Below are 16,851 nucleotides of genomic sequence, written 5' to 3' on the forward strand. Positions count from 1 at the left end.
TCCGTAGAACACGATAATTCTTACACAGAGGTGGCTATGTTCAATTTATTCAAACGTTCAGATACGGGTAAGTTAAAAAAGCTGCAGAAGTCTTACGAAGAAAAGCTTGGACAGGCAATGCTCGCCCAACGCAATGGCGACATTCGTGGTTACTCGGAGCTATCTGAACAGGCCAATGCTTTATTCAAAGAACTCGAACAAGCAAAAAAGGAAGCATAATGAGCAACGCCAGCCCAACACAATTGGCACTGGCGTGATCTTTAAATTAAGTGTGTGAGCTTAGTAAGCCACACCAATACGCTGACTCGGATGCTGTGCTTTTTCGAGTTCATCAATCATCGCGACAGCATAATCTGCAACAGAAATACGACTATTGCCCTCCGAATCAGACACTAAGCTATCACCACCAACTCGATACTCTCCCTTTTTCTCACCGGGAAAAATCTCCGCTGCTGGGCTGACAAACGTCCAATTGACATCACCTTCGTAATTGCGGAAAACCTCCAATGCCTCAACCATTACCAGTGCTTCTGGCTTATACTCATCTGGAAAATTAGGAAGTGAAATGAGTGCAACCCCTAGCTCTACCTCTAAAGATCCAGCCCCACCTACCCACAACAAGCGTGTCACACCTACTGTCGGTAATTCTTTCAGTAAACGTTGAGCCGTTTTTACGACCAACTCATGGTTACCCGCTGCTCTACCACCCACAGATGAAATGACCACATCAACCCCTTCAAACGCGGCCGTAAGATGCGCGCCTTCGTCTAACAAATCCAGTTGACGTACTTCAACGCCTTCATCTGTCACCTTAGAGGGATCACGCACAAGGGCAACCACTTCATGACCGCGTGCTTTTGCTTCAGCAAGAATATGACTACCGATCCAACCCGATGCACCTAAAACTGCAACTTTCATTTTTCTCTCCTGCTCTTTATGAGACGTTTATTGAATGAATGAAGCCAGTTTAGTTGTTCAACTTACAGCGATAAATAACAAAAAATGATGTAGATTATATCTAAATTTGAAACAATCTAGGGAAATCCTATGGATCGCTTAACCGCCATGCGTAGCTTTGTTGAGGTCGCCAATACCGCAAGTTTTACTCATGCAGCTGAAAATCTAAACCTGAGTCGCTTACAAGTTTCGCGCCATGTACAAGAAATTGAGGATTGGCTAAAGCAACGCTTGTTGCATCGAACCACACGCAAAGTCAGTCTTACTGCGGCAGGTGAGATAGCATTAAGTCAATGTGAACAGATTTTAAATCAGACCGTTGCCTTAGAAATGCAGGCATTAGAAGGCGCTCAGTCCCTAAGCGGCTCCATTCGTATCTCAGCCCCTATTGGACTTTCGCAGAATCTATTGCTGGATGCGGTCGAAAGCTTTTTGGAAGCACATCCTAACGTCATGATTGATATTCTTGCGTCCGATCAACTTGCACAACTCGTTGATGACCGGGTCGATATCGCATTGCGCTTCGTCAATCAACCCGATGAAAATCTCATTGCACGCAGGCTAATGCAAGTGGGCATGGTTATCGCAGCAACCCCGGCATATCTTAAACAACACCCACCGATCAAGCACCCAAATGACCTGTTACAACACAATTGCTTAGTTCATACGAGCGGTAATAAGTGGATGTTTTTCTATGACAACCAGCCCATCAGCGTTACGGTAAAAGGGAATCTACGGGCCAATGATATGGGCATCTTATGCCGTGCCGCACTTCACCATAGGGGCATCCTGCGCCTCCCCCTTGACTTAGCCAATCCTCTCTTGAAAACCGGTGCGCTAACGCCAATTTTGCCTAGCTACCATCTACCCAGCAGCGTTATTTGGGCGGTTTACTTATCGCGCAGTTATCAAACACCGCTGGTTCGACAATTTATTGATTTTCTGGCCGAACGCTGGAGCCAAGACTTAATTTAATCTTGGCTTCAGGGCTATTATGAGCAGGTATACAGAAGGCTAGATTCCTTATACATGCCTAAGCGGGTAGATCCAACGTTGTAACCACTCGTGATGGTTCTCTTTGCATTAAGACTTTTCCCTTACGCACAGACAGCAGCACATCACTTTGCTGTCGCAGCACTGAGTAATCATCTTCTCCTTGCAAGAGAATAAAACTGGCCGGTTTTCCAACAGCAATGCCATACTCCTCCCCTAGCTTTAAGGTTCTAGCGGCATTGTCAGTAATAAAATTCAGTGAGGTTTGGAAGTCCTTATAGCCCATCATTTGACAGATATGCAAACCAAAGTCGAGGGTACGCAGCAAGCTGCCATTGCCTAAGGAATACCAAGGATCGAATATTGAATCTTGTCCCAAACACACATTCATGCCGGCGGCAGTAAGCTCCTTAACACGTGTGACCCCTCTTCGCTTTGGAAAGGTGTCAAAGCGCCCCTGTAAATGAATACTTTCTGTCGGACAGGAGACAAAATTGATACCCGAGCGTTTTAATAAACGAAATAACTTCGAGCAATAGGCGTTATCATAAGAGTGCATCGCTGTTGTATGGCTAGCAGTCACTCGTTCTCCTATGCCATTAAATAACGCCTCCGCCGCTAACACCTCTAAAAAGCGTGATCCTGGGTCATCTATTTCGTCACAGTGTACATCAATCAACTTATCGTACTTGATCGCTAATTTTACGAGCGTTTTAACCGATGCCTCTCCTAATTCGCGCGTGTACTCAAAATGCGGAATCCCCCCTACAACATCGGCCCCCGCCTCAATCGCAGCTTCTAAAAGCGCTTCACCTTTAGGAAAGGAATGTATGCCTTCCTGAGGGAAAGCGACCACCTGAATATCAATGCAATCACGTAATTCATCGCGCAAGGCACACAAGGTATGTAAACCCAACAAGCTTGGATCGGTTGTGTCCACATGTGTACGTATGTGTTGAACCCCCCGCTCCACCAGCATTTGCACGGTTTTCAGCACACGACTTCGTAGATCCGCTTCGCTTAATAACGGTTTACGCTGCGCCCAACGTTCAATGCCTTCAAATAAGGTACCGCTGTGATTCCAATCGGGCTCTCCCGCAGTCAAGGCTGCATCTAAATGGATATGAGGCTCGATAAAGGGGGCGCAGATTAAATAGCCTTGAGCATCAATCTGCCCCTCTTCAAGGGCCTTAACACCTGACTGCACGTGAATTTCGCTAAAGCGGCCTTCACGAATGGTTAAATGATGCAACTCATTCGAGTGACGTAATCGGGCATTAATAATGTCCATAAACTACCTACCTAATCTGTAATCGTATGATTTTGAAATAACATTTGTTCGATTAATAATGCATTTTGTAAGTTAAGCCGTTGAAAGGCATCCGCGAGTGAACAATGAGTTAAACGCTCAATCTGCTTTAAGCGATTGTTGAGCGTATTTCGATGAATACCGAGTGCCTCCGCCGTCTCTTGTAAATGCCCTGCATGATTCAAAAAAGCGCTAAGTGTGGCTTTCAGTTTTTGTGCATTAGGGTCGCGAGCAAAACACAACTCGCGCAGGTTTTCCTGACAAAAATCAGCCAATAAATGACGTTGTGGAATCGCTGCAAATAAACGGCATACACCCAACTGTTCGTGTAAGAAAATAGATCGCTCTGGATGCTGTTGTGCAAAACGCAGTGCTTGCCGTGCTTGCTCAACAGCGGCCCCGAACTGAGTTAATTCCTTATGAACGCTACTTAACCCCATGAAAATACGACTATGAGGCAAACTATGTTTAAGACGTAATAAAATTTGTTCCGCTTCATCTAAGCGCTCAGCTCCTGCATTTTCACAGGGCCAAAGTAAAATGAAATCAGACTCACACACCAGTACAGGCCAAGGATTATCCCGACGCTGCAAAAGATCGCTAATCAACTGCTCAAGCAAATGCGGTTGTTGCAAACGTGAAAGCGCAGCATCGTCTTCTTGGCACACACTTGTAGACAGCGCTATGGCCGAAAAACAGTTTAACTGGCTTAGTCCCAATTGTTGCGAGCGTAAGTGAATCAATTCCGGCGCATCGGCATAGCCATTCATTAATCGGGTAAGGAACATATGTATCGATTGACCGATCAAATTGTCTTGCACGATCGCATTACTGATCACCTCGGTCACTGTCACCATTTTCAATGCGTAAGGCTGTTCGAAAACCGGAAAATTCATTTGGTTCGCTAAGTTCAACAGAGATTTGGGTATTGTCTTGATATATTCATCACCCGTTAGAATCACCAATCCCGCAACCTGATGATCAATACACTCATGCAACAAAGCACAAAGGCTCGACTCGGAACGCAATAGATTAATTCCCGTCACAAAAACCAACTCTCCGCCTTTAATCCAAGGAGAAATTGATTCATTCTCAGCAATATAAGGCCAACGCACAATGCGTGAAGCCCCCTGTAACCCAGCTCGAAAGCGGATGCTCTCGAGCCCAGGTAGTTTAGGTATATCGGCACAGCGTATTGTCATTGTTCAACCGATCTCATTTTAACCTGTGGAACCGAAACCTTAAGCAGTAAAGTGTAAGCTACTGCAGCTCCGACAACACCGACAACGGGTGGAAGTATTGGTGAATAGTAAGCCATTCCTGAGCCAATGGCATACGCGGCTAAACCGTGCCAATTGAAATCAGGCAGCGTCACACTACTGAGTAAGGGGTATTTTCCTTTATGATGAAGCCAATAATCGGCCATGATCACCCCACCGATTGGCGGAATAAACGTACCGAGTAGAATCAAAAAAGGAATTAGAAAGTTGTACATTCCACCCACGGCTAGCACTGTGCCTATAGCAGCACCGCTCACGGTTACCAAACGACGACGATCCGTTCTCAATAGATTGCAGCCAGCAACAGCAAAGTTATAAATTGTGTTGTCCTGTGTCGTCCAAATATTGAGAAAGAGCATCAATACTGCCAGTACCACAAAGCCTTGCGCCAACATGACATCAACAATGTCTGCCTGCTGATAGATAAGCGCGCCAAGCGCGCCCGTGAACACCATCAAACCGTTACCGATAAAGAAGGCCGCCAATGTAGCAATGACTGCAATTTTTGGACTGGCGGCAAAACGACTCCAGTTCGTGGCTTGTGTCGCGCCGCTAACGAAGGTACCAATAATCACAGTCACCGCTGCAGCAAAACTCATACTGCCGCTTCCCGATTGGCCTGCCAGTACACTAAGGCCTCCCACATCAATCAATCCTTTGTAAAGACTGATCAAAATAAACACCATCATGGCTGGCACAGCGAAGCGTGAAAGCCAATCCAGACCTTTATATCCAATCATAGCGGTGGCACAAAACGCAAAACCAAATAAAATCATTAAGGGAATTTCCAGCCCCTCTGGTAGCCCTGTTGTTTTAATCAATACGATCGATAAGGTGGCGGTTCCCCAAGCATACCAACCTATCTGCGTGAAACCTAAAATAAAATCGGACAGTTTGCTGCCCTTTTCTCCAAAGCAAAAACGCCCCATCAATACTGAGTTTAGACCACTCTTACAGGCAATATAGGCTAAAGCGGCCGCATAAGTGCCAAGTAGCAAATTGCCGATTAAAATCACAAAAAGCAGCTCAGAAAAGCTAAACGCCGTTCCCAAAGACCCACCCGCCCACATGGTGGCGGTAAAAAACGTAAAACCTAGCAATACTAATGACGTCGATACTAAGCCTTTACGCGCATCGGCGGGTACTTCACTTAGTGGATAATCTGTTTCGTTCATAATCCTATCCCCAGTTAATTTTGGATAAACATCCCAGCGCCTATCGGATAAGCAAACCACTCAATCATCTAAGCACTCAGACAGTAACTGCAATGGATATGCCAGACGTTTCAAAAAAGAGGACGCTCATAGACTCATGTGCTGATTGAACACCGCTTAATTGCACTGAGTGAGCATTTTGCACAGTGAGGCATACTGTATATAGCGAAGTACGGATAGCGGTGCCTTAAAATAGCCCGTAAGCTGTGTAGTGTGCATCAATTCTGTGTGAATTTAGCGCTTTAATGGCGCATTTAGGGTGCTAAATATTGGAATCCCGCCAAATAGAAGAAATCTTTTTTGACCTACAACGCCCATGAAAATATAATTTCATCAAATTGATTTTTCTGGATACGGTATGCCTTCGACTCAAGCCCCAACGTTTCTTTCTCGCATTCGATCGGCCCTACCTGATCTTCATCCAAGCGAGCGGCGTTTAGCCGACACCTTATTGTCTTTTCCAGGAGAAATTGCGAGTTATTCCGCCACAGAGCTCTCTCAACTCGCCAATGTATCAAATGCAACAGTTACTCGCTTTGTCAGACGCTTGGGCTATTCCAGTTTTGATGAGGCGCGACAAGCGGCAAGACTCACACAACAAAGCGGTGCTGCCGTGTTTCAAAGTCTAGTCTCGAAACAAGGCCCTGAATCAGCGCTCGCGGCACATATTGAACAAAGTCGAATTAATACTGAAAATTCATTTGCTGGTATTACACTTGCGGAAATAGACGAGATTGCTTCGGCAATGCTAAAGGCTAATCGTGTTTGGATTATTGGATTTAGAACCGCGCATGCATTTGCCGTGTATCTAGGCGCGCAAATGGGACAAATCCTGCCAAACCTCACGCTCCTGCCTCAAGCAGGCCAAACACTGGCCGAAAGCCTTTGCAGCATCGACAAACATGATCTTGTTTTAGTTTTTTCACTTCGGCGCCCTATTAAACAACTGGAAAATATTTTTCGTGAACTCGCTAACACCGATGCATGCAGCCTTGTCATTACCGACACCCCCGCACTCAGTCAAATCAACACCACACCGTCATTTGAAAACCTGTTCAATCCTACCTGGACACTGCGCGTGCAAACAACAGCTCCGGGCCCCTTATTCAATCACGCAGCCGTGCTCGCTCTTTGCCACCTAATATCCACACGGCTACTTGAGCTATCGGGTCCCACAGGACGCCGTCGTCTTCTCAGCATTGAAGCTCTGCACGATACACTCGACGAAATTTGATTTTTTACTTTTTTTAAAAAACTTCATTCGATCTATTGTGAAAAATATTTTTTGTGATATCTTCTAATGAAAAATAATTATCACATGAACAAATTGCCCCTCAATAAGAACTGCCTATCGGCTAATTAACTTAATGAGGTACTGCTATGTCTTTATTGACGAAAACAACCCTGCGTAAAGCGGCCCTAGTCTTAGCACTGGGAGCACTTCTTCCGGTCACTGCATTAGCAAGACCCGTTGTCCTGCAAATTAACTCTTCTCTACCCGATGGCAGCTTTGCCCATACTTTTTTAATGGAGTTCAAAAACAGAGTCGAAGCCGAGTTGCCGGACAAAATCGACGTACAAATTTTCATGGGCAATACTCTAGGGTCTGAAGAGGATGTGTTACAGGGTATGGGGTTTGGTACTCATCATGCCTCGCTATCCGCCTCCGCTGTGGTTCAAGTCAATCCTCGTACTGCGGTGTTTGACCTTCCTTATCTGTTTGAAAACCGAGATAAAGTTCAAGAGTTCGCCGCCTCTCCTGCATTTGACATGCTCTCTGAAGGGTTTTCTGGCAAAGGAATTGTGCTCTCGGCCTTATGGGATAATGGCTTCCGGGTTATTACCAACTCAGTACGCCCAGTGGTCACACCCGCCGATTTAAATGGCCTAAAAATTCGCACCCCGACCAGTCGGCAGCGTGTCGCTATGTTCAATACGCTTGGCGCCAATGCGACGCCACTCTCCTTTGGTGAGGTTTACTCAGGCTTAGATCAAGGCGTCATTGACGGACAAGAAAATCCAGCTCAAATCGTCGAAAGTGCTCGGCTCTATGAAGTGCAAAAATACCTTTCTCTGTCCAATCACGTCTACCTACCCACGTTTATGCTTTTTGGCCAGCCTTGGTTAAATGCTCAGACACCCGAAATTCGGGACACTGTTTTACGCATTGCGGCCCAAACCGCACCTTGGACCTTTACCTGGGGTGAGGAAACCGATGCACGTGTTTTGGAAGAGTTAGCTGAAAAAATTGCCATTAATGACGTGGATTTTGAAGCCTTCCAAGCCGCTGCCCTACCCTTATATGACAGCCCTCTGTTTGTTGATGCCATCGGCGCTGACATGATTAAAGTCACCCGCGAAGTTCTTGGCCTCGACTAAACACTAATAACAGGAGGTGTCCATGGAGACCCTAGGTAAAAGTATTCTCTGGCTTGATCGCTGGATGTGTCGCGCTCTAGATGTTTTTACGATCACCGTGGCCGCCATCCTGTTGATCTTACTCAACTACGCTGTTTTTTCACGCTTTGTGTTGAACGCATCTGTTTCTTGGGGCGAGGAGCTTCCCGCCCATATTTTAGCAATGCTGACGTTTATCGGTGCGGCCTACTTAACACGTACCAACGAGCACCTGGGCTTTGATGGAGTCGCTCGCAGCTTACCGATTCAATTACAACGAGTGCTTGCCTGCATCAACCAACTACTGATGGCAAGCTTTGCACTCGCCCTTTTGTGGTACGGCGGCAAAGCGGCCTTGAGTTTTTCTGGACGTATGCTGATATCCGTAGACTTACCCGTCATTTTATTTCGGGGTGCCGTTCCAGTCGGCGGAGCTCTCGTCTTAATGATTTGTACCGTGCGTTTTTTTGGACTGTTGCTAGGACGCATCAATCCGAACGATTTGCTGCCTGAAGGAGATGGCTGATGTTAATTGAACCTGGCTATTTAATCTTAATTCTTTTAGTTGTCTTGCTCGCTATCGGGATTCCCATTGCGTATGTGTTGGGCATCACGGCGATGCTAATGATCTTTCTTGATCCTGCAGTCATGCCCATGATTATGGGGCTAATCCCCTTTGGCGGAGCCAATAATTACCTGCTCGTTGCAGCGTTATTATTTATGATCGCAGGAGAGGTGATGAACCAAGGCAAAATTGCCGAAAAGCTCATCGCTTTCGCATCGTCTTTGGTGGGGCATATTCGAGGAGGTCTTGCACACGTAAACATTTTAACCTCTCTGTTTTTCTCAGAAATTTCGGGTACGGCTACGTCCGATGCAGCGGCTATCGGTTCGGTGATGATTCCGCAAATGAAAAAACGCGGCTACTCTGCAGCATTTGCAGCGGCGGTCACATCGACCTCTGCGACTATGGCGATTATCGTGCCACCTTCTCTCAACTTAATTCTGTATGCCTATGTCGCCAATGCATCCATTGCGGAACTGTTTGCAGCCGGGATATTACCGGGCTTTCTGGTCTGTTTTTTGTTGGTGATGACGGCCTATGGACTCGCTGTTTGGAAAGGATACCCGACTGAAGGTAAATTTAACTTCTCACGCGTGCTCGACACAGGAAAAGATGCTGCTCTGCCCTTAACCCTGCCAATTTTAATTTTATTCGGTATTTTAGGTGGGATTTTCACCGCCACTGAAGCCGGTGCCGTGGCTGCACTTTGGGCAATATTGATGGCCTCGCTTGTTTATCGGACACTCACTTGGGAAAATTTTATTGACACTCTGCGCATTTCCGGTAAGCGCAGCGCAATGCTCATGTTTATTGTGGCAACCTCAACGCTCTTGGGTTGGTACTTAACCAATCAGCGTATTCCACAAGATATCGCTATGGCTATCCTCGGCATTTCGGATAATTATTGGGTCATTCTACTGGCCATTAATGTATTTTTCTTGCTTGCCGGAACCATTGTTCATGGCACACCCGCTATATTAATGCTGGTGCCAATTTTCTTGCCACTGGCTGACCAACTGGGCATTGATCGCGTCCACTTTGGTTTAATTGTGACCATTAACCTCGGCATAGGTCAACAAACACCTCCGGTTGCCTCCGTGGTGCTAATCACCTGCTCGATTGCACGCATCACCATTATGCAAATTATCCCGCCACTCATGTGGTTTATTGGTGCAATGCTCATTGCACTCTTATTGATCAATGTTTTTCCCGCAATTTCGCTTTGGTTACCCTCGGTTTTATTAGGCTAATACTATGAAATTATTAATTATTAATCCAAATTCATCTCCCTCTGTCACGGCACGCATAGACGCAGCAGCCCAAGCCGCACGACTGCCTCATGAGTCTATAACGACAATCTGTGCAGAAGGTGCGCCTGAGTTAATTGTCACCCCCGAGGATGCACTCATAGCAGAGAAAGCCGTTACACAAACCTTGGCTAACTGGAGTAAACCAATCGACGGCATCATTCTCGCATCCTTTGGAGATACTGGATTGGCTGTGGTGCGTAAACAATGCAATGTACCGGTCGTAGGCATTGCTCAATCTGCTTACGCAATGGCATCCGTCATTGGAACGCGCATGTCCATTGTCTCATTCTCTCCAGCCATGGCCTATGCGCTGCGCAAAACAGCCGAAAGCTATGGTTACGGTGCAAACCTCGTCGCCATGCACATGGTTGAAGATGCTCACTGGGATGATCCAGGTGCCATCCAAGATGAACTTGCCGATGAGCTTTTAAAACTCTGTCGATTATCTGCACATGAAGATAAGGTGCATAGCATTGTACTAGGCGGTGGCCCCTTAGCAGGTTTAGCCGCACGGCTTCAACCGAATGTTAGCGTACCTGTGATTGATGGCACGACCGCCGCCATTGCAACTCTTCGAGTCGCACTAATGGCCCATCCCTCTTCGAAAATGGATGCATTGAATCTAAGGGCATGAAGATACCGACACAGCAAAAACTTCATTTTTCACTTATTTTTGCGGCTCAAGCATTAGGTGCTCTTTGTGTTCTGGGAGTTCTGGCCTCTGGACCTCAGTTGATGAGTGAATTAAGCCTTTCAGCGCTTCAGGTGGGAGGGCTTGCCAGTGCCTACTCAGCTACGCTGGCAGCAGCCTCTTTTCCAGCGGGAGTGTTAACAGATAAAATCGGAACACGACATTCGTTGACGCTTTCCGCTTGGGTTATGGCAATGGGCATGCTGGGTGTAGGGTTAGGGCAAAGCTACCTGCATATCTGTATCGGCATGGCCATTTGTGGTGCAGGCTATGGGATGATTAACCCAGCCGCAGGCCGCGCTATTTCTCTCTGGTTCTCACCGGATTGGCGCGGCACTCTCATTGGCTTAAAGCAAACAGGAGTGCCCGTCGGTGGCGCTATCGGCACTGGACTTGCAGGCTTAGGGATTGTCTACGGCTGGCAACTTGGTGTGATATTGATTGCGATCATCGCCGCCTGTCTTGGCAGTTTATTTTGGCTGTTTTTACCTAAAAATGAGGGCAGGCCTCCTGTTCTTTCTCAAGGCCTCTCGTCTCAGCCTATTCGAAATGTGCTAAAAACCCCGCATCTAAGTCGCGCAAATTTAGCATCAGGACTCACGAATGGCGGTCAATTCACGCTTTGGGCTTTTTTAGCTGAAGTACTCAGACAGTCAGCGACATTAAGTGCATCTTTAATCACGTTATGCATGGGGCTATTACAACTTGGTACATTGATCGGGCGTCTCTTTTGGGGCGTCATGAATGATCGCACATTCGGCAAAGATCCAGCCAAAACTCTACAATGGATCTGTGCGGTAGCATTCTTCGGCGCTCTGCTGTTAATCCTGCAAGCAGAACTGCAACTCTGGGCACTCGCTCCCATCGCCGCCCTCTTGCTTGGTTTTTCAACCTGTTCGGCTACGGGCCTACACATCACCTTAACGCTTGCCCTAGCACCTCCTTCTTACACGGGTACTGCCATCGGCTACACCATGCTGGTAACGAATCTAGGCGGTGTAATCGCCCCTCTGATATTTGGCTTGGTGTTTGATCTAGCCGGTACATGGGGATTTGCGCTGCTAATGGCCAGTATGATGCTCTTAGCCATTGGCCTCTTAAGATTTGATCAGGCGGAAAAATAGCCTTTAAGGACGACACCAAACGGTGAGTTTGCCAACACAGCAAACTCACAGAAACTCACAAATCAATCTTTCACTCTTTATCTTGCTCCCAAACAGGATGACGCTTTTCAACGAATGCAGCAATTCCTTCTTTTGCATCGACAATTTGTAAATTTTTCACCATTACATCACTGGCATATCGGTAGGCATCGGCTTCGCTAAGATGCAACTGTTGATAAAAGGCTTCTTTGCCAATACGCAGCGTTTGGCCGGATTTTGACGCTATTTTCAGTGCGAGTGTGAGGGTTTCTTCCTGTAGCTTTTCGTCATCCACGACTTGGCTCACTAAGCCATATGCCAAGGCTGTTTGGGCATCAATAGGATCACCCGTCAACAGCAATTGCATGGCTTGCTTCGGGCTGACATTACGCGTTAACGCAACCATTGGTGTTGAACAAAAAAGCCCAATATGAACACCTGGCGTTGCAAAACGGGCAGAGCGTGCAGCAACGGCCAGATCACAGGTGGCCACCAATTGACAGCCTGCGGCAGTTGCTAAACTCTGCACCGATGCAATCACGGGTTGTGGCATCCGCCGGATACTCAACATTAACTCACTGCAACGTGCAAACAACACTTCATGGAACGCTTGATCGGAGCACGTCACCTCTTTGAGATCATGCCCTGCACAAAATGCAGGACCATTGGCTGAAATCACCACCACTCGAATAGACGGTGTTTCAGCGATTTGGTTTAACTCTGTTTGCAGTAACTCAATTAATTCGCTCGACAAGCTATTTCTGGCTTTTGGACGATTCAGTGTTAACCAGGCAACTCCCTTGTGGTCTTCGCGAAGTAACTGTGCAGGGGTATCATTTGAATTGGGGCACATAAGGTTTCCTTATTTTTATTTTACATTGAAAAAATATTAATGGGCATTTAGACAGATCAGAACAAAGACTAGCCTTCCGGTGTATTAAGTCGAATATGTGCAAACATTTCTTCTGGCGGCATAGGTTTAGCAAGATAAAACCCTTGCATCACGTCACATCCCATCCTATGAAGCTCTACCATCTGCATGTGCAACTCTATTCCCTCGGCTACGATTTCTAAGTCAATAGACTTTGCCATCGCAATAATAGCCTTAATAACCGCAACCGATTTCCCATCTTCCATATTACTGACAAAGTATTGATCAATTTTAATGACATCAATCGGACAATCAATCAAGCGTTTGAGCGATGAGTAGTCTGTGCCAAAGTCATCTATTGCAATAATAACTCCCTCCTTACGCAACTCTAACAAGTTTGCGATGGCTAAATCGCTATTCGTTAATATTGCCCTTTCTGTAATCTCCAATTCGAGATAGGTCGGAGGGAGCCCGCTGGATGACAGCACATCTAAAACACGAGAGACAAAATTCGGATGGGCGATTTCAGTTGGAGACACATTCACTGCGATACGACCAAACCTAAGCCCCTTATCTAACCAAGCCTTGGCCTGCACACAGGCTGTCATCATAACAAACTCATCAATCGCTGGTAGAAGACCTGAGCGACTCGCAATCTCCAAAAATTGATTCGGTAATAGAAGCCCCTCTTTCGGGTGCTGCCAACGCACTAAGGCTTCAACACCACAGATTCCCTCTTTATTACAAAAATGCCGAGGCTGGTAGTAAACAGTGAATTGCTGCTCTTGTAGCGTGAGCTTTAATTCCGTTTCTCGTTGCCTGCGCTGTTTTACCGCATCATGCATCGTTTTAATAAAGAAATGATAAGTATTACCTCCCTCGTTTTTCGCCTGATACATAGCAAGATCAGCATGCAACAGTAGCTCATCAGGGTCTTGAGTGTCACCAGGATAGGTCGTAATACCAATACTAGTACCTGTCTGAATCAAGTGTCCCGCAACCTGCAACGGCTGGCTCAACAAATCGATCACTTTTTGAGCCGCCATGGCTGCGCGCTCTGGCTCAGCTAAATCATTCAAAATAATAGCGAACTCATCACCACCTAAACGGGCAACCGTATCCGTATTACGAACGACTTGGCGCAACATGTCAGCAACAGCAATCAAGAGTTCATCACCTACTCCATGGCCATAGTGATCATTCACCGACTTAAACTTGTCCAGATCAAAAAATAACAAAGCACAGTAACGGTTCTGCCTAATCGACAACTTAACAGCATCTTGAAGACGATCATTAAATTCAAAACGATTGGCAAGGCCCGTTAATGAATCATGACATGCTAGAAAATGTGCTCGCTCTTGCGCGGAACATCGCTCAAGAATTTCATTTTTCATGCGTGCATTTGCGTCAGTCAGTTCTTGAGTACGCTCGGCAACAAGGTATTCAAGGTTTTCTTTAATTGATAAAAGCTCTGCCTCTGTCCTACGACGCTGTGTCACTTCATCTTCAAGACGTAAAAGATTACAGATCACCGTATCGGCCATCTGATTAAATGAGGATGCCAGCTCACCTAGCTCATCTCGACTCACGCCATTGAAACGAAATGACCGTTCTCCTTGACGAAACTGCGAGATGCCCTTCACAAGTCGACGGATCCGTCCCGACATATACGATGCCATCCAGATGGCAATGAGCACCACCAATACGATCATTACCAGAGTGGATAGAGTTAAACTTCTCGCTGTTTGGTTAAGGTTTTTATCAATTGCAATAAGCGTGGCATCGCTGAGTTGTAACATCTGTCCATCTGCACGCATCACAATCTCATCAAGCCGCTCTTTGGATTCATTCGCGGGTTTATGGAACTCATTAACATTCGCCCCAATGGTTACAAAGCCAAACCCACGAGGTGTATCGGCATATTGTCCCGTGAAATAGGGGATCGCCGCCGCAGTGGTCAACTTCCATAGCCCACTCCATAGAATCACAAAGGAACCTGAGCCTCCCTGTTCAGTCAAATTGTGCCAACCTACACACTGCGGAGCAAAGTTCAGATAACGACAGTCCAACCCGACCTGCCCAATTCCTACCTGAGCTAATGACGGACGTTTATTATGGCTTTGAAATAAAAAAGGGGGCAGCTGATCAATAAACTCATCATAGCTCAGGCCACTGGCTTGCCATGCTTCATAATGCCCCTCTTCAAGCCAAGCAGGCACTCGCTGCCCAGTTTCAGGGTCGTACCCTACAATGGAATGATGTCGAGGATGGGCAATGCTGCGCGCTTTGTGATCCCATATAAAAGCGTAGTTACCCGATGACGCATCGGTAATATCTGTATAGCGCTCAGGGGTCGGTACAATAAAGTCGGTAAACGCCATAAGATGATCGTGATCCAGTGCTAAGCTGACCCAACCAATAATACTGCCATCTTTCATCACGGGGGTAGCCCAACGAACCAGCCCCTCAAAACGCTTTCCAACAGGGTTTTCCTTTCCAGCATACGCGCTGTCGTGTGGGGCAAACTCAATCCCAGCTTTTGCTGAGCTTTCCGGCGTATAGGGGCCGATCAAAGAGGCACCGACATAAGCACCAATGACCTCGGAAACGTATACCTCACCCGGCGCAAGTTGCTTGAGCTCGGCAAAATACCTTTCAGCTTTGATATAGGTATTGGCTGAATCAGAAATATTGTGGCGTTGGGAGCTCACTCTATTTGATGTCGTTATTTTGACCTGTTCTTGTCCCTGAAGGTCAATAAAGGTCATTTCCAAATAAAGAGGTGTGTTGACTTGGTTAAATGCAAAAGGCGGCACGTAATTAAAGGCTCGAGCATTATCATCACTGCCCCAATCTACAGGAGATGCTTCGGGTACATGCATTTCGAGTGGCTCCCACTCATGTTGATCAGCAGACAGTTGCCATTGACCATGACGAACCAAGTGACGTGTGCGGCTTTTGACGAATTGCTCATAAACAGCGGCCTCCACTGGCAAGGCGGCCGCCATCAGTATGTCACTGTCTCTCTCATACAAAAAATTTGCGATTGCTTTAGCGACATCGGTGGTTTGACGCTCGATATCCTCTTTGGCTCGTGCATCTAGAGCCTCTACGGCATCGGCTATTGCCACTCGCCCCACTTCATTGACGGATCGAGTAGCTGTTCCGAGTAATTGATCAACACCAGCAGCCAAATGTTGTCCAAGATTATCTGCTTGCGTCCAAGCAAGCCAACCCAACAACAGCAAAGGAATGACCTTCATCACAACAAACAACAGGACGAGTTTGCCTCGAATTCCTATTTGCATTCCGTTATTACTCTTAAGCAAAAAAATAGGAAATACATCGGATTATATCGGTCTTAACGTTATCAATATAGATATTTCTAGGGCAATCTGCGAGTCTCTCCCCTAGTACTACCTTGAGATCCTGCCGCCAATGACCTAGTCTGAACCCATTAAACCTTTTTATTTGAGTAAAGAAGTCTTGCTATGAGCACAATCGATTCCTTCTCTGAAGGAGAATGCACAACCAGTCAAGGCTGTGATGCCATTGATCTGATCATTGATCCACGGCCAAAAGACCTCGGTGGATTTTCCGTTCGTCGTTGCTTACCTGTTCGTGAACGTCGCTCAGTCGGCCCTTGGGTATTTTTTGACGAAATGGGGATGGCTCATTTCCCGGCAGGTAAAGGCGTTAATGTACGCCCTCATCCACACATCAATTTAGCAACTGTTACCTATTTATTCGAGGGAGAGATCTTGCATCGCGATTCTCTTGGCAGTCATCAACCGATTCGTCCAGGTGACATCAACCTGATGGTTGCAGGGAAAGGAATTGTGCATTCTGAACGTGAGCGTGACGAAGTGAACTCTGTGCCGCATTCGCTTCACGGTTTACAACTTTGGCTAGCCTTACCAGATGCTGATGAGGAAATTGAGCCCGCTTTTTATCACTACCCCTCGTCCGACATCCCAGCAGTTAACCTTGAGGGTGTAAAGGTCGGTAGTTTTCAACCCAGTTGTCCAAAATACTATGCTTAAGCTGCTTGTTTGTTGAGTGCCATTTCTTCAAGTCTTGCGGGATTTAGTGAGACGGCACCTTTAGGCTCCCAATTTCGAG

The 16,851-nt window shown here is 46.6% G+C and carries 15 protein-coding genes; 9 read left to right on the plus strand and 6 right to left on the minus strand.

The annotated features are described in order from the left end of the window. Window positions 1-36: 36 nt before the first annotated feature. Window positions 37-219 carry a DUF6435 family protein gene (locus DN062_RS14135; protein WP_112159950.1) on the plus strand — a complete coding sequence of 61 codons (183 nt, stop codon included), beginning with the start codon at window positions 37-39 and terminating at the stop codon, window positions 217-219. 60 nt (window positions 220-279) lie between these two features. Here DN062_RS14135 and DN062_RS14140 read toward each other — a convergent pair whose 3' ends face one another. Next, on the minus strand, window positions 280-918 hold the full coding sequence (locus tag DN062_RS14140) for an NAD(P)-dependent oxidoreductase (RefSeq protein WP_112159951.1): 639 nt from the start codon (window positions 916-918) through the stop codon (window positions 280-282). 129 nt (window positions 919-1,047) lie between these two features. Here DN062_RS14140 and DN062_RS14145 point away from each other — a divergent pair, with 129 nt between their 5' ends. Next, the gene (locus DN062_RS14145; protein WP_112159952.1) at window positions 1,048-1,932 is read left to right on the plus strand and encodes a LysR family transcriptional regulator; all 885 of its coding nucleotides are present in this window, start codon (window positions 1,048-1,050) and stop codon (window positions 1,930-1,932) included. A gap of 58 nt (window positions 1,933-1,990) precedes the next feature. On the opposite strand, the gene codA is transcribed toward DN062_RS14145, so the two are convergent. From codA to codB, 3 genes are read right to left on the minus strand one after another with little or no spacing between them, the layout of a single operon-like run. Continuing rightward, complete coding sequence (gene codA / locus DN062_RS14150) at window positions 1,991-3,241, minus strand: cytosine deaminase (protein WP_112159953.1); 1,251 nt, start codon at window positions 3,239-3,241, stop codon at window positions 1,991-1,993. An 11-nt stretch (window positions 3,242-3,252) separates the two neighbouring features. Next, entirely contained in the window at window positions 3,253-4,461 is a 1,209-nt protein-coding gene (locus tag DN062_RS14155; RefSeq protein ID WP_112159954.1) for a PucR family transcriptional regulator, read from the minus strand. Further along, window positions 4,458-5,714, minus strand: a complete 1,257-nt coding sequence (gene codB, locus DN062_RS14160) for a cytosine permease (RefSeq protein WP_112159955.1) — start codon at window positions 5,712-5,714, stop codon at window positions 4,458-4,460. The genes DN062_RS14155 and codB overlap by 4 nt, the downstream gene beginning before the upstream one ends. Window positions 5,715-6,111: 397 nt before the next feature. Between codB and DN062_RS14165 the strand changes: the two genes are divergently transcribed. From DN062_RS14165 to DN062_RS14190, 6 genes are all read left to right on the plus strand, one after another. After that, window positions 6,112-6,987, plus strand: a complete 876-nt coding sequence (locus DN062_RS14165) for a MurR/RpiR family transcriptional regulator (protein WP_112159956.1) — start codon at window positions 6,112-6,114, stop codon at window positions 6,985-6,987. A gap of 146 nt (window positions 6,988-7,133) precedes the next feature. Further along, window positions 7,134-8,132 (plus strand): TRAP transporter substrate-binding protein, encoded by a 999-nt coding sequence (locus tag DN062_RS14170; RefSeq protein ID WP_112159957.1) that lies wholly within the window; start codon window positions 7,134-7,136, stop codon window positions 8,130-8,132. 22 nt (window positions 8,133-8,154) lie between these two features. Continuing rightward, on the plus strand, window positions 8,155-8,676 hold the full coding sequence (locus DN062_RS14175) for a TRAP transporter small permease (protein ID WP_112159958.1): 522 nt from the start codon (window positions 8,155-8,157) through the stop codon (window positions 8,674-8,676). Continuing rightward, window positions 8,676-9,965: a TRAP transporter large permease gene (locus DN062_RS14180; protein WP_112159959.1), complete on the plus strand. Its 1,290-nt coding sequence runs from the start codon at window positions 8,676-8,678 to the stop codon at window positions 9,963-9,965. Before DN062_RS14175 ends, DN062_RS14180 begins: the two co-directional genes overlap by 1 nt. Before the next feature lie 4 nt (window positions 9,966-9,969). After that, complete coding sequence (locus tag DN062_RS14185; RefSeq protein WP_112159960.1) at window positions 9,970-10,659, plus strand: aspartate/glutamate racemase family protein; 690 nt, start codon at window positions 9,970-9,972, stop codon at window positions 10,657-10,659. Then, a complete protein-coding gene (locus DN062_RS14190; protein ID WP_112159961.1) occupies window positions 10,656-11,840 on the plus strand; it encodes an MFS transporter in 1,185 nt (394 codons plus the stop codon). Before DN062_RS14185 ends, DN062_RS14190 begins: the two co-directional genes overlap by 4 nt. Window positions 11,841-11,910: 70 nt before the next feature. Here DN062_RS14190 and DN062_RS14195 read toward each other — a convergent pair whose 3' ends face one another. Further along, window positions 11,911-12,711, minus strand: a complete 801-nt coding sequence (locus tag DN062_RS14195; protein ID WP_112159962.1) for an enoyl-CoA hydratase — start codon at window positions 12,709-12,711, stop codon at window positions 11,911-11,913. A gap of 68 nt (window positions 12,712-12,779) precedes the next feature. Beyond that, complete coding sequence (locus tag DN062_RS14200) at window positions 12,780-16,037, minus strand: putative bifunctional diguanylate cyclase/phosphodiesterase (protein ID WP_112159963.1); 3,258 nt, start codon at window positions 16,035-16,037, stop codon at window positions 12,780-12,782. 183 nt (window positions 16,038-16,220) lie between these two features. On the opposite strand from DN062_RS14200, the gene DN062_RS14205 reads away from it, so the two are divergent. Next, window positions 16,221-16,772: a pirin family protein gene (locus DN062_RS14205; RefSeq protein ID WP_112159964.1), complete on the plus strand. Its 552-nt coding sequence runs from the start codon at window positions 16,221-16,223 to the stop codon at window positions 16,770-16,772. The last annotated feature ends 79 nt before the right edge of the window (window positions 16,773-16,851 follow it).

The sequence above is a fragment of the Nitrincola tibetensis genome (assembly GCF_003284585.1).
Classification (GTDB): domain Bacteria; phylum Pseudomonadota; class Gammaproteobacteria; order Pseudomonadales; family Balneatricaceae; genus Nitrincola; species Nitrincola tibetensis.

What these genes read in the sequence shown, in the direction of transcription:
- DN062_RS14135 (WP_112159950.1), top strand. Translation starts at nt 37, where the DNA reads ATGTTCAATTTATTCAAACGTTCAGATACGGGTAAGTTAAAAAAGCTG.
- DN062_RS14140 (WP_112159951.1), bottom strand. Translation starts at nt 918, where the DNA reads ATGAAAGTTGCAGTTTTAGGTGCATCGGGTTGGATCGGTAGTCATATT.
- DN062_RS14145 (WP_112159952.1), top strand. Translation starts at nt 1,048, where the DNA reads ATGGATCGCTTAACCGCCATGCGTAGCTTTGTTGAGGTCGCCAATACC.
- codA (WP_112159953.1), bottom strand. Translation starts at nt 3,241, where the DNA reads ATGGACATTATTAATGCCCGATTACGTCACTCGAATGAGTTGCATCAT.
- DN062_RS14155 (WP_112159954.1), bottom strand. Translation starts at nt 4,461, where the DNA reads ATGACAATACGCTGTGCCGATATACCTAAACTACCTGGGCTCGAGAGC.
- codB (WP_112159955.1), bottom strand. Translation starts at nt 5,714, where the DNA reads ATGAACGAAACAGATTATCCACTAAGTGAAGTACCCGCCGATGCGCGT.
- DN062_RS14165 (WP_112159956.1), top strand. Translation starts at nt 6,112, where the DNA reads ATGCCTTCGACTCAAGCCCCAACGTTTCTTTCTCGCATTCGATCGGCC.
- DN062_RS14170 (WP_112159957.1), top strand. Translation starts at nt 7,134, where the DNA reads ATGTCTTTATTGACGAAAACAACCCTGCGTAAAGCGGCCCTAGTCTTA.
- DN062_RS14175 (WP_112159958.1), top strand. Translation starts at nt 8,155, where the DNA reads ATGGAGACCCTAGGTAAAAGTATTCTCTGGCTTGATCGCTGGATGTGT.
- DN062_RS14180 (WP_112159959.1), top strand. Translation starts at nt 8,676, where the DNA reads ATGTTAATTGAACCTGGCTATTTAATCTTAATTCTTTTAGTTGTCTTG.
- DN062_RS14185 (WP_112159960.1), top strand. Translation starts at nt 9,970, where the DNA reads ATGAAATTATTAATTATTAATCCAAATTCATCTCCCTCTGTCACGGCA.
- DN062_RS14190 (WP_112159961.1), top strand. Translation starts at nt 10,656, where the DNA reads ATGAAGATACCGACACAGCAAAAACTTCATTTTTCACTTATTTTTGCG.
- DN062_RS14195 (WP_112159962.1), bottom strand. Translation starts at nt 12,711, where the DNA reads ATGTGCCCCAATTCAAATGATACCCCTGCACAGTTACTTCGCGAAGAC.
- DN062_RS14200 (WP_112159963.1), bottom strand. Translation starts at nt 16,037, where the DNA reads ATGCAAATAGGAATTCGAGGCAAACTCGTCCTGTTGTTTGTTGTGATG.
- DN062_RS14205 (WP_112159964.1), top strand. Translation starts at nt 16,221, where the DNA reads ATGAGCACAATCGATTCCTTCTCTGAAGGAGAATGCACAACCAGTCAA.